We start from the raw sequence: 14,303 nt of genomic DNA, 5'->3' as shown, positions 1-14,303 counted from the left end.
AAGAGCATCTTTGGGTAGCTTTTCTCTATTTATTTGAATAACACTACCTAATGGCAGAATTTCTGTATAAATTTTATCAATTAATCCAAGTAAACGCACAAACTCAGATCTTGAAAAAAGTTGAGTTTCCCCAAGACGAGTGATGATAACCTCTCCCTTATTAAATCGAAAATCAATACTTGCTCCAATTGTTGGATTGTACTCATAACTCATATCACTCTGAGACAAATTTAAAACCAATGTTCTAAATAAATCCGGTCTATAAATAATAGCTTTAGCGATTTGATCGATGAGTGAATTTGGCTTAAAACCAAGATAGGACTCTGTAAAATACTGCGCCCATAACATTTCTTGTGAAATCATCTTATCCTCCTCTAAAACCTGCAGCCCCAGCAGCATCATCAGACACTTTATTCGCTACAGCCCTAGACATATTTCGTGTCTGATCTATTGAATTGCTTTTAAATGTTTTTATCGAACTGTTTAACTCATCTATCATCGTATTAATTTTAAGGAAAGGTTGTAAGTCATTCTCGCTCAAGGTAGGTTTTGAAAGATCGGACAAAGCATCAATTGATGAAGAATATGAAACAACATCAACAGACCAAATATTATAATCTAATTTTATTTCTCCCATAACTCTCCCCCTTAATCTTCATTTTGACTTTGAAGATAAATATAAGTATTTAGTGATTGGCTAGCGTAATTCATACCAATTGCTAAATTAGAAGCTTCAGCCGTATAGGTTGAGATTTTTTGGTCAATCAAATCAATATTATTCTGGGTATTCTCCAACCATTGGGAAATCGACCCTTTTAGCGTCTCTATTTTATTATTAAAATCATCTCTTCTATTTCCAGCAAAATTAGAAGTAGCTTTTGCCTTTATCAAATCGTATTGAGACAATTGTTCTGAAATTGCGCTTTTCTTGCTCTGTATTTTACTCTTATTCTGTTTTAGAATACTAATTTTATTTAATATATCCGCTCTTTCACTAGACATTGTTGAAATCTGTTGTCGTAAAGAGTAAATCTCATAACTGTAATCACGAGACATAGCTATATCTCCTTTGTTTTTTATCAACTTATGTTAAATATTCTATCCATTATCTGTAACCAATCGTAAACGATAACCTATTCTACCCACAAAAAAGTTTGTCTCATCCTCTGCTACAACTGGTTCACTGAAGCTCGTTTGTACTTTTGAAATATTTTGATCTTTGAACCTTGTTCCAACACATCCAGCGGGAACATTGCTCTTTAAGACCTTGTCAACATCTAAGTAGCCTACACTAATAGCTTGTTGTTCTCCCATAAATACAAAATGAATGTGAACTTTCCCGCTATTTCTAACAATCTTTTTAAATACATCCTCGGTTATTTTCATATTTAATAAAGCCCCTAGCATATGCGCTTCTGGGATAAATACGTACATCATTGAAGCCTCTTTACCATTGTGACGGCTTTCAATTTCTCCTTGAATATCATTAAAGAAACTAGGTATATTATCTCTATCAATAATTTTATCAAATACTTCTGTTTTTTTGTAACTATTGTTGGTATTTAATAATATTTTTTCAATATTTACTAATTTGTTCAGACCTGGTATCAAACTATTTTCACAATATTCCAGTTGTTGCGGGGTATCATATAAGAATTCAAAATAACCATCTCTATCGGGAACAAACCCTTGAGGATCCGTTGTTTCTTTATCAAACCCTATTGGTAATTCCCCTCTCGACCACATCTCAAGTACTTTAGGATGATTACTAAAGTGTGTAAGCGTTACTTCATTTGGCAACATTGGGATTGGTTCTGGGCAAACTCCTGTCCAGCTTCTTGCAATCAACTTGACTTCTTCTTCCAAGTTATACAGGCGCTCAATGTCCCCTTCTCCACTTATCGGGAGATAAACCTGAATGGCATAAGGGATGTCTTCTTTCAACTGGGCACGGCCAAAAATTTCTTGCTGAATTAAAGCATCACGTCCGATAATTTCCTTAGAAGCTCCTTCATCAACTAGGTAAAAGGCCAAGCGCGAGGTGATATTGCTTGACATACTGATTTTAAGGCTATTTGAGCGGAGTGCTGTCAAAATCACATAGCATCCAAGACTCGCTCCTTCACGTAGGAGGCGGTTAATCGTACTTTCAATGGCTTCTTCTAGTGGTGTGTCTTTTATAGTATCAAAGCCGTCAAAAATAGTAAGGATAGCAGGGAGTTTCTCACCTGATTTTTGTTCGTATTGAGAAAGACTTGCTACATTATAGAGGGCAAATTTCTCCTTGCGAATCTTCAACTCTTGGTCAATACGTTTTAAAAACTTAACCAGTTTTTCTTCTTCATCAAACCTTGTCAAATCAACCACATGTGGTAAATCTTTTAGTGGCAAGAGTCCATTTGTCCCAAAGTCAAATAAATTGATTTGTACTTGTTCTGGAGTATTTAAACGAGCGAGATTTAACACTAGAGTTTGAAGAGCTAGGGATTTCCCAAAACCAGGTGAACCATAGAAAACTGTATGCCCCATTTTTTCCAAATCAAAATGATAATCCTTTTGACGTTGCTCTGTCGGAATATCCATTCGAGCAAAGGGAACGGCCAATACTTTTTCGTCGGTCCAGTGAATATCTGTTTGTGGGGATATGATGGCTGTCTCTAGTGGTTCTAACCACGGTTTATCTGGCAGGTTGAGGGGAACAGTCTTGCTCACTCTTGCTATGTAGTTTACAACAGCTGAGAGTTCCGTGATTTCTTCCGTCTGATCAGCAGTATAATTTTCGTCCTTAGATAGGTCATCAGATAGCAATTCATATTGTCCTAGGTCATTTATCAACCAGATTCGTTCATCAACAGCTTCTTGAACTCCCTCTGTTTGTGGGGCATACTGCGCACCACTCCATGCAGACTGGAACAATTCATAGATTTCGTTGTTTCCTACTTGTAAGTAAGCACGCCCTGGTTCAGTAATGCTCGCCGCATCTGGTGTTTTAATAATTTCATTTGAATCAGACTCATCTGACACTTTCAAAGCTAGTTTGAAACGCGAGTTTGACCATATTTGATCATTCACGACACCTGATGGCTTTTGTGTAGCAAGAATTAGATGGACTCCAAGCGAACGTCCAATACGGGCTGTCGAAACCAGCTCTGTCATAAATTCTGGTTCATGTTCTTTCAATTCAGCAAACTCGTCACTAATAAGGAAGAGATGAGGTAATGGTTTGTCTGGATAGCCTGATTTGTCAGTAGATTTTTGCCCTTCCTTATATAATTTAGTGTATCCATTAATATGGTTGACACCAAATTGATTAAATAGTCGTTGGCGTTTTTGTAACTCTGCTTTGATAGAAGCTAGGGCACGCGCACTAGCCGCGCCATCTAAGTTAGTAATAGACCCAAGCATATGTGGTAGATCTTTGAAAAGATTCGCCATCCCTCCACCCTTGAAGTCAATCGTAAGAAATCCAACATCCTCTGGACTAAAATTTACAGCCATGGATAATATATACGACTGAAGAATCTCCGATTTACCTGAACCAGTAGTTCCTGCTACAAGACCATGCGGTCCATGTGCACGTTCATGTAAGTTGAGTTCCACCTGGTCATCTTTCCCACGCAATCCTAATGGCACTGCTAACGTTTTAAAAGTATCCGCTTTGGACCATCTAGTTGCAACCTGTAACTCTTCAACTTCTCTGACTTGATAGAGTTCCAAAAAAGTGACAGATTTAGGAATCGTGTTCTTCTCCACTTCCATGTGTTTTAGATTTGCTAAAGTACGGATAGAATCTTCATAGCAATCCAACAGCGGGTGGGGAATAAAGGTTTGTGCACTATAGGATCCTTCATCATTAATGATTTGACCTAGATTTTGATTCTTATATTCAATCAGAGTTGTGATAGTTTCTGGCAAAAGACGACGCGCCTCTTTCACCCAAATAACAGTCACACCTAACTCTGTCAAATCCTTGGCTAGATACTCATTCAAACTATGGCCAAGTAAATGGGAGTCATCCATAATCGTTAAGACATAATGAGGTTTAAAGCGTGCATCTTTTTCCCCCATTTCACGTTTAATTTGAGAACGTTTTTGAATGATACGATAAAGCGAATTTAGAACAGCATCACGACTTCTGGCATCATGAACAAAACCACGAATATTTCGCTCCTGCATATTAAAATGTGGGAGAAAGCGCCACTCAGACCAATCCTTCTCATATCTCTGTTCTTGAACAAGATTGATAAAATTAACATCTAAGTAGCTATGGAACATTGCCATCTGTAAAAGCATATTATACACAGCTGTCCTAGTTACTTCACTGTTTCCTACAAGACCAACTGTCGCTTCAAAGATATTAACCGTGATCGGAACTTTCTTTTGCAAACTGTAGTCTTGCAAGACTGTTCGAGCAAACTGCGATATTTCATCTTTACTTTGCTCATCAAAATTTGTTTGCAACTCTAGCTGACTTAACTTATCTCCTAATCCTAAGGACACCTGTAAGAAATCTTCATTATAGTCCATCCGCTCATAAATTCTAGAATCATAATCTGCAATCAGTTCAGTAATGGTCGATATTGACGGTTGATTGTAATGTAAAATCTTAGTTTCTTCTTTGTAGTATCTTTCTAAGTCGGATACTTGTTTTAATAAATATGCTTCGTAGTCTTGGATACGATTTTTTTCCTGCTCTTTGGTATCCTTTCTCTCCTCAAAATACTGACTCATAGTTGTCGCTGCCGTCAGGAGGCTAAAACCACCCATCCCTAGCATCATTACAGGATTCCCTTTTGTCCAAATTGAACTCAATGCAGTCAAAGTAAACATTCCTAAAGCTGGAACAATTGCTCGGATGAGCGAGTTTTTGGGTGGCTTTATCGGCTGTGGAGGTTGATTGATAATGATTTTCCCACTATGGATAATAGGGTTGACTCTCGGACTCCTTCTATACTCTGGAAAATCCATCGGATACTCATTATTTTTTTCTTGTATCAGAATTTGACTCTTATTCAATTGTGGTTCTTCAAAAAGACATCCAATCTTCCACTGGTTTTTTCTTTTTTCTATAAAATAGTTAGAAACCTTCATTCGGTTTCCCACTTCAAACGGATAAAGCCCTTCCTCTTTGATAAGACGGTTATTTAGATAAACCGGAGATTCCCCAAGTGTAACCTGTACTTGATTATTTGAGAAAAAAAGTTGGTTTGAAATTGACCAACTAATGTCAGCTGATTCTTTCTTGCTACAAATAAATCGTTGTGGCGGAAAAATATAAGTGACAAAAATATCCTCTTCAGGAACCAGTAAGGTTACAGTTTCTTTATCAAAGGTCGATTTTCCTCTTTCTAATTCCTTACCGTTTCGATAGACTCTTCTGCCTTCTACTGTATACTCGTTAGTCCCTACTCTTACCTCTTGTCCTTCAAACAAATCAATTTTTTCCAATTTTTCTTGTTCAATCAACAAGGTATAAAGAGGTTTATGAAGTTCTCCTAATTGGTCTCCCAGTTGATGATCATATTCTAGCTTTTTTACCTTCATTTATCGCTCACTCTTTTCTTTTGTTTGGTTGTCCTTAGGAGTTGTTGTCTCAGTAGATGCTTTTGTGTCACTACTATTTGTAGTCGCTTCTCCAATCTCAGCAGAAAGTTCTTTTATTTTCTTTTCATATTCTTCAAGTTTCTTTTGTTTTTCAGAACCGTTCATATTGATATCTGCTTTAACTGATTCATATAGATTTGTATAAGCGTGTAAAATCAATTGTGTGTCCCCGATATTTTGTGCCACATCTAGAGCTTTTTCAAATTTTCCACGTCCAAGATAAATCCAGTAATAGAAAATTGTATCATCTGTTGATTCTGTAATCGTATTTAAAATAACTTCCTTTTGCTTATCGCTCAAACTATCTAAACGGACATAGCTTGCTGCTAAGATATACTTAGCTTCTTTTGGCAATGATTCTGCACCATAATTTTTTAATGATTCAACTGTTTCAGAATAGTCTTTTCGCATGAAATTTGATTGGGCCATAATGACTGATGATTTTAGGGGGCCGTCTTTAAACATAGACTTATAAGTGGCAAAACTTAAAATGACTGTGGTTGTAGCAAGCAAGGCTCCCCCTATTAACAAAGCCTTCCATTTTTTCTTGTTAACCAACAAATTAGATTTTGAACTCTCTTCTGATAATTTTGCATACTTTTCTGCAATATATTTATTAACATCAGCTACACTCTCTAAGGGACTAATATCCTGTGCCACCTTTTCCTTTATTGCATCAATCCCATGGATGACTAAGTCAAAATCTACCTTGGGTAGTAAAATGGAAATCATTAAAGCTTTATAAGATTCTAAATAGAATTCAGAACTATGCTGTTGAGGTGCAAGTAATTTTTCGATTCCATAATGTAACATTTGTACATTACTCCCAAAAACAATGATGTTTTCAGGATGAATATACGGAATTTTATAATCATTTTCAGAATGAACTAATACCGACATGCTTTGTGCCAAACTAAAACGCTCAAGCTCCGTAGTTCTGTCTAAAATTTCTTCTTTAACAGTTTTAAAATACTCTGGAATAATATAATGCAAAGAAAGAACTCCATCTTTCTGCACTATTTCTACTGGACAATATTCTTTAATCAATTCAAGTTGTTCTCTATGGTAACCTGATGAAGAAATTTGAACTGATATTTGGTTGTCTTCTCTCACAAATTGTAGTTGATCTGCTTCAAACATTTTTTTCTCCTATGATACATCTTCAATCTCTATATAATCCCCATCACTAACTGGATAAGCAGCCAAGATATCCGTTGTCTCGATATGAATTTGTTTATTTCTAACTTTGAAACAAAACGAACTATTTAGAGGTAAATTCAACTGTTCTCTAACTTTGGTATCTTTTAATAATTCTTCTAATCTTAACCAAGTAAGAGCTTTTGAAACTCGAATATCTATTTGTTTTGCTCTATACTCTAGAGTTAACTTTATTTTTCCGTAATCCATGCCATTTCCTTCCTAGATAGACTCCCAACAAAACCATAAACAGCAAGAAAAAGCTTGTCAATACACTTCCCATCCAATCCTTAAAAATTGAATAGTCACTTTGTTTAAAAGAGGGTTTCTCCTCTACAGTGTATTGATTAAACAATGATGTTTTAACGACAGTAGTTTCTAAACGATAAATAGAATGATTTTCACTATCGGTAAATATAGTCTTCTCTGCCCCCTGTAACAGTTCGTTCGTCGTTTGAGTTCTCTGATCCACAACCTTTTGGGTACGATTTAAAAATAAATTTGGAGCATATTTGGATTCTATCCTATTTTTGACCGTTTCCTGTGTACTATTTGTAATGATATCTGTATCAAGTTTTAAGCTACCATCGTCTGCATAAACTAGCACAGGAAATACGATACAAAGAATTAAAAGGTACTTTTTAATTTTCTTCATCATGATATAAAAATAAGCGTCAAGTTTCCCTGACGCTCCTCAAAATTAACTACAAACCAAAGCTTTGTGCATCTTGTTGGTCACGTTCAGCTACTGTTTGAGCATAGTTGTTCAATTGTTGGTTGATGCTCACCAGAAGCTCCTCGAATTTTTGAACATGTGTATACAACTGGTTATATTGCTCAAGGTAAGCATTAAATGCTTGCCCTTTCCATTGTGATGCCATTTCTCCATTTGTTCGATTAACGGTTTGTACCGCTTGTTCAATTTGATCTTTAGCGCTAAGATAAATTGCCGCCTGAGATTGTAACTGTTCTGGAGTTAAACTAATTGCTGACATAAGGATTCTCCTTTTAAATTTTTTCCTACTTTAGTTTATCATATATTTTAGTGTTTGTCTATCAGTTACACACTCGTAATACAAATTTATCAAAAAAAGTATCTGCAAAAACATTTAGATAGAAAGAAACCTGTATTCAAAGTTTTCATACGCCCTAAAATGTTAAATCAAGTGCACATTTTCCTCATAGAAAACTTCATATTCTCATTTCATAGTATGTTGAATTAAAGTATCAATTATGATTTTCTTATTACTATAAGAAGAAACTAAAATAATTCTGGTATATTTTATCTGAATCATGTGTAATTACGGCCTGTTTTTCAGTATATAATTACTTCTTTAAGATAAGAATATTCTATGGCCAAATTTTGTCTAATTAATTTAGAAATCATTAACAAGGGGGATATTATGGCTGAAAGAATAATACATCAAGCTGATCTTCGAGCTATCGAGAACAACTTGCGCTCTATCCATGAAGGATTGCGAACAATTGGTTTTCATACTTAAGTTTTGTCCCAGCTTTATCCTTTTGATATTCCTTTTGAAGCTCATGAAGTTCTAGTCTCTCATGATTGTAAATACAGTATTGAAATTTGTTTTTTGCAAACATAATAATCCTTTCTAGTTATCAACAATTAAATCTTGTTTAAAAAATCTGAAATGTGTAGTTATCTAAAACCAACATCTAATTTTCTTAAACAACACAAAAACGCTCTAGACAATATGAACTGGTCTTTTGAGTATTATTAATTGTCTGTTTCTACGAATCGTCCTAGGATGTGGACATTTTCGGATACAGAGACAAAGGCTGTCGGATCAACTTGTTTCATGATGTGTTTAAAATCATTAAACTCTGCTCGTGTGATAACTGTAATCAAGACTGCTTTTCTCTCATGATTATAGGTTCCTTCTGCATCGTGGATCATGGTTGCTCCACGGTGCAATTTTTTATGGATTTTTGCGATTACCTTGTCAGGATTATTGGTCACAATCATGGCCTGCATGCGTTTCTGCTTGGTAAAGACCGCGTCTGTCACACGGCTCGATACAAAAATGGTAATCATAGAGTAAAGGGCGTATTTCCAACCAAAGGTCAGACCTGCTATCAGCATAATCATCCCATTTACCAAGAAAGAAATACTGCCGACATTCTTACCCGTTTTCTTTCGAATGGTGAGACTGACGATATCTGTACCTCCGCTAGAAATATTGTTACGGAGTGCAAAACCAATCCCCAAGCCCATGACAACACCCCCAAAAAGAGCATTGATGATGGGATCCTCTGTCAAGGTCACAACTGGCACAAGCTGGATAAAGAGGGAACTCATGGATACTGTGATAAAGGTAAAGATTGTAAACTTATGCCCAATCTGATACCAAGCCAAAATCATCAACGGAAAATTGATAGCATAAAAGGTTAGCGATATCGGAATGTAAAAGCCAAACCAGTGATGACTCAAGGCAGAGATAATCTGTGCCAAACCCGTCGCACCACTGGAGTAAACGTGTCCTGGTTGAAAAAAGAAATTGACTGCTACTGCTGACAAAAAGCCATAAACCAGAGAAGCCGATACTTTCTCATCATATTTTTCCCGAGAGATACTTTGTAAAACTCGTAAGATTTTTATCTGATAAGCAAAGCGGCGCAGATAATAGCGCCACCGCTTAATTCGTTTTGCTTGTTTCATCTTCTTCTACTTGTAAGCTGAGTTCCTCTAGTTGTTTGAGAGCGACTGTTGATGGAGCTTGAGTCATTGGGTCGGTTGCCTTGTTGTTCTTAGGAAAGGCAATGACTTCACGGATGTTTTCTTCTCCTGCAAGCAACATGACAAAACGGTCAAGTCCAATAGCCAAACCACCGTGTGGTGGGAAACCATAGTCCATGGCTTCAAGAAGGAAGCCAAACTGGTCATTTGCTTCTTCAGCTGAGAAACCAAGAGCCTTGAACATGCGTTCTTGAAGGTCTTTTTGGTTGATACGAAGACTACCACCACCAAGCTCATAACCGTTCAAGACGATATCGTAAGCAATGGCACGAACCTTAGCCAAATCACCTTCTAATTCGTGAGCTGTTTCTTCCTGTGGAAGAGTAAATGGATGGTGGGCACTCATGTAGCGACCTTCTTCTTCAGACCATTCAAACATTGGCCAGTCAACTACCCAAAGGAAGTTGAATTGATCGTTATCAATCAAGCCAAGCTCTTTGGCGATACGGCCACGAAGGGCACCAAGGGTTGCATTGGCTACTTCAAGCGTATCCGCCACAAAGAGAACCAAATCCTTATCTTCAAGACCAAGCGCTGCTGTCAATTCTGCTTGGATACCAGTCAAGAATTTGGCAACTGGTCCGTTTAATTCTCCATCAACCACCTTGACCCAAGCAAGACCTTTGGCACCATATTGTTTGGCTACTTCGGTCATCTTGTCGATGTCTTTACGTGAGTAGTTATCTGCTGCTCCTTTGACCACAATGGCTTTAACGGCAGGCGCTTCTGAGAAGACTTTAAAATCAACACCCTTGACCACTTCTGTCAAGTCCTGAAGCAACATGTCAAAACGGGTATCAGGTTTGTCAGAACCGTAAAGAGCCATCGCGTCATCATACTTCATACGAGGGAATGGAAGCGTCACGTCAATGCCTTTGGTTTCTTTCATCACGCGCGCAATCAAACCTTCTGTGATATCTTGGATTTCTTGCTCCGTAAGGAAAGACGTTTCCAAGTCGACCTGGGTAAACTCAGGCTGACGGTCACCACGCAGGTCCTCGTCACGGAAACATTTGACGATTTGGTAATAGCGGTCAAAACCAGCATTCATCAAGAGTTGCTTGGTAATCTGTGGACTTTGAGGAAGAGCGTAGAAATGCCCTTTATTGACACGAGATGGTACCAAATAGTCACGCGCCCCTTCTGGCGTTGACTTCGAAAGGAATGGCGTCTCCACATCGATAAATTCCAACTCATCCAAGTAGTTACGGATAGAGTGGGTCACTTTAGCACGAAGTTTAAGGTTTTCTAGCATTTCTGGACGACGAAGGTCAAGGTAACGGTAACGCAAACGCGTATCGTCATTGGCCTCAATACCATCCTTAATCTCAAATGGGGTTGTTTTAGCAGTATTAAGCACTGTAAGAGCTGTCACGTTCAACTCAACTGCACCCGTTGGCAATTTATCATTGGCTTGCTCACGCGCTACGACTTGTCCAGTCACCTCAATGACAAATTCGCTACGAAGGCTTTCAGCTGTTGCCATGACCTCTGCAGATACTTTTTCAGGGTTGATAACCAACTGCATGATCCCTTCACGGTCACGAAGGTCGATAAAGATCAAACCACCAAGGTCACGACGACGGCCAACCCAGCCTTTCAAGGTCATTTCTTGTCCGATGTGTTCCTCACGAACACGACCAGCATACATACTACGTTTCATTGTTTCTCTCCTCTTTTATTCTGTTACTATTTTACCATAAAAGCGCAGGCTCTTCATGAAAATCAGCAGAAAAGTTTGATTGTCTTTAGAAATCAAAACGAACAGACAAAAAATCCGATGAAAACGTCATCGGATTCTCTGATTATGATTCTTAACCTTTTTTACGCTTTTCAGCAATCTCAGCTGCCTTTTTAGGTAGAACAATCTCCGTCGCATAAGCCGAAGCAAAACGCAAGACACCTGCAATAGGCGCAAAGACAACTGCTAGATAGTTGTAAAAGAAATCACCTTTAAAGGCATAGGCAAGTGCCCCGATGATAAAGAAGAGAACGACCGCCTGTATCACTGCTAATAAAATTACTCGTTTCATGTGACCTCCTGACTCTATTATAGCATGAGTATCATCAAAAAGCCGATTAAATTATTCAAAGCGTGGAGAGAAATGCTATAAAGAAGGCCTTTTCGGTTCACATAAGCCAGTCCCAAACTCAATCCCAGACTAGCATAAACTAAAAACTGTTGCAAAGTCCCTGGAAAATGAATCAAGGCAAAAAGCACACTCGATACGAGGAGAAACAGAGCTGTCTGTTTGCTGTTGTTTTGCTTAGGAAAGAGATAGCGCGCTAACATCCCTCTAAAGATGAGTTCTTCCGTTAGAGGAGCAAAGACCACTACCATAAAGAAACCAAAGACAGGCTGAGCAACTGTCAGTTGTGATACGATTTGTTGATTGACTGACGGATCATCCGGCAAAAAGAACTGGGCTGTAATCGCCACTAGCAAAACCAGGGTTGGCAACCAGATATAACGATTAAAAGCTGTTGTCTGGATGCTAACCTTTTCTGTCTGATACCATCTGTAAACTCCATAAACATAGGCCCCTGACAGGACGATATAGAGTGGCAAGACTCCAAAGATTGAAGCCCCTAGTCCAAGAGCTGACAGCGCCGTACTCTGAACCAAACCATAGCCAAAGAAAAAGGATAGGACAGCTAGAAAAAACCAGCCAAGATTTTTAAGTAGTTTCATAAAAGACTCCTATTGAAATGAAGACTTAGCATTGTTATTCACATCATCTTGATAAAAATGTGGAATACAGTCGCAACTAAAAGGGCTAATCAGCGAATTCCTCTTGCAAAAATAGAAACGGTAGTAATGGTTTTATAAAGATATTTTGGAGCAAGCAAGAGCAATGTTGATCCTAGGAAAAAGAGAGTCAGGAGTAAGGTCCTGACCAGTTTATCTGTCATTAAAATCCTAGTTTTTCAAAGACTTGAGAGAAGTTTTGGCTGATGGTCTCAAGGGACACTTGCACTTCTTCTCGTATTTGGTTGTTCTTAACCGTCACTTGTCCGCTTTCGACTTCGCTCTCTCCTAGCGTGATGAGGGTCTTAGCCGCAAAGACATCGGCTGACTTGAACTGAGCTTTGAGCTTCCGGTTGAGGTAGTCACGCTCTGCTTTGAAGCCTTGTTGGCGAAGGGCTTGTACCAATTCCAAGGCCTTGACATTTGCTCCTTCACCCAAGACTGCGATATAGACATCTAGGGCGTTTTCAATAGGAAGGGCCACACCTTGCTTTTCAAGGATAAGAAGCAGGCGCTCTACACCAAGTCCAAATCCAAATCCAGCAGTTTCAGGACCACCAAAGTAGGCAACCAAACCATCGTAGCGACCACCCGCACAGACCGTCAAGTTATTGCCCTCGATCTCAGTGATAAACTCGAAAATGGTGTGGTTGTAGTAGTCCAGACCACGCACCATATTGGTATCGATGATATAGTCTACACCCAGATTTTCCAACATCTGACGGACAGCATCAAAATGGGCTTGGCTTTCTTCATCAAGGAAGTCCAAGATAGAAGGTGCATTCTCCACTGCCACCTTGTCTTCTTTTTCCTTAGAGTCCAAGACACGGAGAGGATTTTCCTCCAAACGACGTTGGCTATCCTTAGACAAGGTCTCCTTGAGTGGTGTCAAATAGTCAATCAAAGCCTGACGATAGGCTGCACGGCTCTCAGGATTTCCAAGAGTGTTGAGGTGCAATTTAACACCTTGAATGCCGATTTCTTTCAAGAAATGAGCTGCCATAGCGATGGTTTCCACATCGGTAGCTGGATTGCTAGAGCCAAAACACTCAACACCAATCTGGTGGAACTGGCGCAAACGACCTGCCTGTGGACGCTCATAACGGAACATAGGGCCCATGTAATAGAATTTACTTGGCTTTTGCACTTCTGGTGCGAAGAGTTTATTTTCCACATAAGAGCGGACAACGGGCGCAGTTCCTTCTGGACGGAGAGTAATATGGCGGTCACCCTTGTCATAAAAATCGTACATTTCCTTGGTTACGATATCGGTCGTATCTCCGACAGAGCGGCTGATGACCTCGTAATGCTCAAAAATAGGCGTGCGCACTTCTGCATAGTTATAGCGCTTGAAAATTTCACGGGCAAAGCCCTCAACGTACTGCCATTTAGCAGACTCAGCAGGTAAAATATCCTGCGTTCCTTTTGGTTTTTGTAATTTCATAGGGAATCCTCTTTAAACTTAATAGTCTTATTTTACCATAAATAAAGCGATTAAAACAGTGAGAGGAGAAAATCTCAAGAGAGTCTTTTCAGAAAATTCATCAAAAACTTGCTAAATTGTCAGAATTATGAGAAAATAGAGGATATTTATCACGTGGAGGGACTGTTATGAGAGACGATATCAAAATCAATGACCGCGCTTTGGCCTTGCAAGATCAAATTATCGATAAACTAGAGAAGATTTTTGATACAGATGTGGAATTGGATGTTTACAATCTAGGGCTGATTTATGAAATCAATCTGGACGAAACGGGTCTCTGCAAGATTGTCATGACCTTCACTGACACTGCCTGTGATTGCGCCGAAAGCCTGCCTATCGAAATCGTCGCAGGTCTAAAACAAATCGAGGGTATCGAAGATGTCAAGGTTGAAGTGACCTGGTCGCCTGCCTGGAAGATTACACGAATTAGTCGCTACGGCCGCATTGCCCTTGGACTGCCACCTCGTTAAGCAGGCAAATCACTTTTGAAGATGAAAAGAAGCAAGCCG

Annotated in this window: 13 protein-coding genes and 1 pseudogene; 1 reads left to right on the top strand and 13 read right to left on the bottom strand. The window is 38.8% G+C overall.

Annotated elements, in window-relative coordinates:
* The 13 genes and pseudogenes from D8847_RS03890 to hisS form a co-directional block, all read right to left on the bottom strand.
* Window positions 1-363, bottom strand: a pseudogene (locus D8847_RS03890) (hypothetical protein); the annotation flags it as partial.
* A gap of 1 nt (window position 364) precedes the next feature.
* Window positions 365-637, bottom strand: a complete 273-nt coding sequence (locus tag D8847_RS03885) for a hypothetical protein (RefSeq protein ID WP_038804227.1) — start codon at window positions 635-637, stop codon at window positions 365-367.
* Window positions 638-648: 11 nt separating this feature from the next.
* A complete protein-coding gene (locus D8847_RS03880; protein ID WP_038804228.1) occupies window positions 649-1,056 on the bottom strand; it encodes a YwqH-like family protein in 408 nt (135 codons plus the stop codon).
* A gap of 42 nt (window positions 1,057-1,098) precedes the next feature.
* Window positions 1,099-5,544, bottom strand: coding sequence for a type VII secretion protein EssC (essC, locus tag D8847_RS03875; protein ID WP_125840667.1), 4,446 nt, complete (start codon window positions 5,542-5,544; stop codon window positions 1,099-1,101).
* The gene (gene essB, locus D8847_RS03870) at window positions 5,545-6,744 is read right to left on the bottom strand and encodes a type VII secretion protein EssB (protein WP_125840666.1); all 1,200 of its coding nucleotides are present in this window, start codon (window positions 6,742-6,744) and stop codon (window positions 5,545-5,547) included. It abuts the gene before it with no gap.
* A 9-nt stretch (window positions 6,745-6,753) separates the two neighbouring features.
* On the bottom strand, window positions 6,754-7,011 hold the full coding sequence (locus D8847_RS03865) for a hypothetical protein (protein ID WP_009013811.1): 258 nt from the start codon (window positions 7,009-7,011) through the stop codon (window positions 6,754-6,756).
* Window positions 6,974-7,459 (bottom strand): type VII secretion protein EssA, encoded by a 486-nt coding sequence (locus tag D8847_RS03860; RefSeq protein ID WP_125840665.1) that lies wholly within the window; start codon window positions 7,457-7,459, stop codon window positions 6,974-6,976. The genes D8847_RS03865 and D8847_RS03860 overlap by 38 nt, the downstream gene beginning before the upstream one ends.
* Window positions 7,460-7,505: 46 nt before the next feature.
* Complete coding sequence (locus D8847_RS03855; RefSeq protein WP_038804232.1) at window positions 7,506-7,796, bottom strand: WXG100 family type VII secretion target; 291 nt, start codon at window positions 7,794-7,796, stop codon at window positions 7,506-7,508.
* Between the two features lie 746 nt (window positions 7,797-8,542).
* Window positions 8,543-9,484: a YitT family protein gene (locus tag D8847_RS03850; RefSeq protein WP_125840664.1), complete on the bottom strand. Its 942-nt coding sequence runs from the start codon at window positions 9,482-9,484 to the stop codon at window positions 8,543-8,545.
* The gene (gene aspS, locus D8847_RS03845) at window positions 9,462-11,225 is read right to left on the bottom strand and encodes an aspartate--tRNA ligase (RefSeq protein ID WP_125840663.1); all 1,764 of its coding nucleotides are present in this window, start codon (window positions 11,223-11,225) and stop codon (window positions 9,462-9,464) included. Before aspS ends, D8847_RS03850 begins: the two co-directional genes overlap by 23 nt.
* A 151-nt stretch (window positions 11,226-11,376) precedes the next feature.
* A complete protein-coding gene (locus D8847_RS03840) occupies window positions 11,377-11,595 on the bottom strand; it encodes a hypothetical protein (protein ID WP_000832176.1) in 219 nt (72 codons plus the stop codon).
* 17 nt (window positions 11,596-11,612) lie between these two features.
* On the bottom strand, window positions 11,613-12,254 hold the full coding sequence (locus D8847_RS03835) for a CPBP family intramembrane glutamic endopeptidase (protein WP_125840662.1): 642 nt from the start codon (window positions 12,252-12,254) through the stop codon (window positions 11,613-11,615).
* Between the two features lie 220 nt (window positions 12,255-12,474).
* A complete protein-coding gene (hisS, locus tag D8847_RS03825; protein ID WP_125840661.1) occupies window positions 12,475-13,755 on the bottom strand; it encodes a histidine--tRNA ligase in 1,281 nt (426 codons plus the stop codon).
* Window positions 13,756-13,922: 167 nt separating this feature from the next.
* On the opposite strand from hisS, the gene D8847_RS03820 reads away from it, so the two are divergent.
* Entirely contained in the window at window positions 13,923-14,264 is a 342-nt protein-coding gene (locus D8847_RS03820) for a metal-sulfur cluster assembly factor (protein ID WP_061588499.1), read from the top strand.
* Window positions 14,265-14,303: the final 39 nt, after the last annotated feature.

Source organism: Streptococcus mitis, from assembly GCF_003942795.1.
GTDB classification, from domain to species: Bacteria; Bacillota; Bacilli; order Lactobacillales; family Streptococcaceae; genus Streptococcus; species Streptococcus mitis_BJ.
Note: the sequence above shows the minus strand (reverse complement) of the source record. Positions and strands in the feature narration are given on the sequence as shown.

Bases quoted from the DNA above. Each gene is read 5' to 3' on its own strand.
- D8847_RS03885 (WP_038804227.1), bottom strand. From the start codon at position 637: ATGGGAGAAATAAAATTAGATTATAATATTTGGTCTGTTGATGTTGTT.
- D8847_RS03880 (WP_038804228.1), bottom strand. From the start codon at position 1,056: ATGTCTCGTGATTACAGTTATGAGATTTACTCTTTACGACAACAGATT.
- essC (WP_125840667.1), bottom strand. From the start codon at position 5,544: ATGAAGGTAAAAAAGCTAGAATATGATCATCAACTGGGAGACCAATTA.
- essB (WP_125840666.1), bottom strand. From the start codon at position 6,744: ATGTTTGAAGCAGATCAACTACAATTTGTGAGAGAAGACAACCAAATA.
- D8847_RS03865 (WP_009013811.1), bottom strand. From the start codon at position 7,011: ATGGATTACGGAAAAATAAAGTTAACTCTAGAGTATAGAGCAAAACAA.
- D8847_RS03860 (WP_125840665.1), bottom strand. From the start codon at position 7,459: ATGATGAAGAAAATTAAAAAGTACCTTTTAATTCTTTGTATCGTATTT.
- D8847_RS03855 (WP_038804232.1), bottom strand. From the start codon at position 7,796: ATGTCAGCAATTAGTTTAACTCCAGAACAGTTACAATCTCAGGCGGCA.
- D8847_RS03850 (WP_125840664.1), bottom strand. From the start codon at position 9,484: ATGAAACAAGCAAAACGAATTAAGCGGTGGCGCTATTATCTGCGCCGC.
- aspS (WP_125840663.1), bottom strand. From the start codon at position 11,225: ATGAAACGTAGTATGTATGCTGGTCGTGTTCGTGAGGAACACATCGGA.
- D8847_RS03840 (WP_000832176.1), bottom strand. From the start codon at position 11,595: ATGAAACGAGTAATTTTATTAGCAGTGATACAGGCGGTCGTTCTCTTC.
- D8847_RS03835 (WP_125840662.1), bottom strand. From the start codon at position 12,254: ATGAAACTACTTAAAAATCTTGGCTGGTTTTTTCTAGCTGTCCTATCC.
- hisS (WP_125840661.1), bottom strand. From the start codon at position 13,755: ATGAAATTACAAAAACCAAAAGGAACGCAGGATATTTTACCTGCTGAG.
- D8847_RS03820 (WP_061588499.1), top strand. From the start codon at position 13,923: ATGAGAGACGATATCAAAATCAATGACCGCGCTTTGGCCTTGCAAGAT.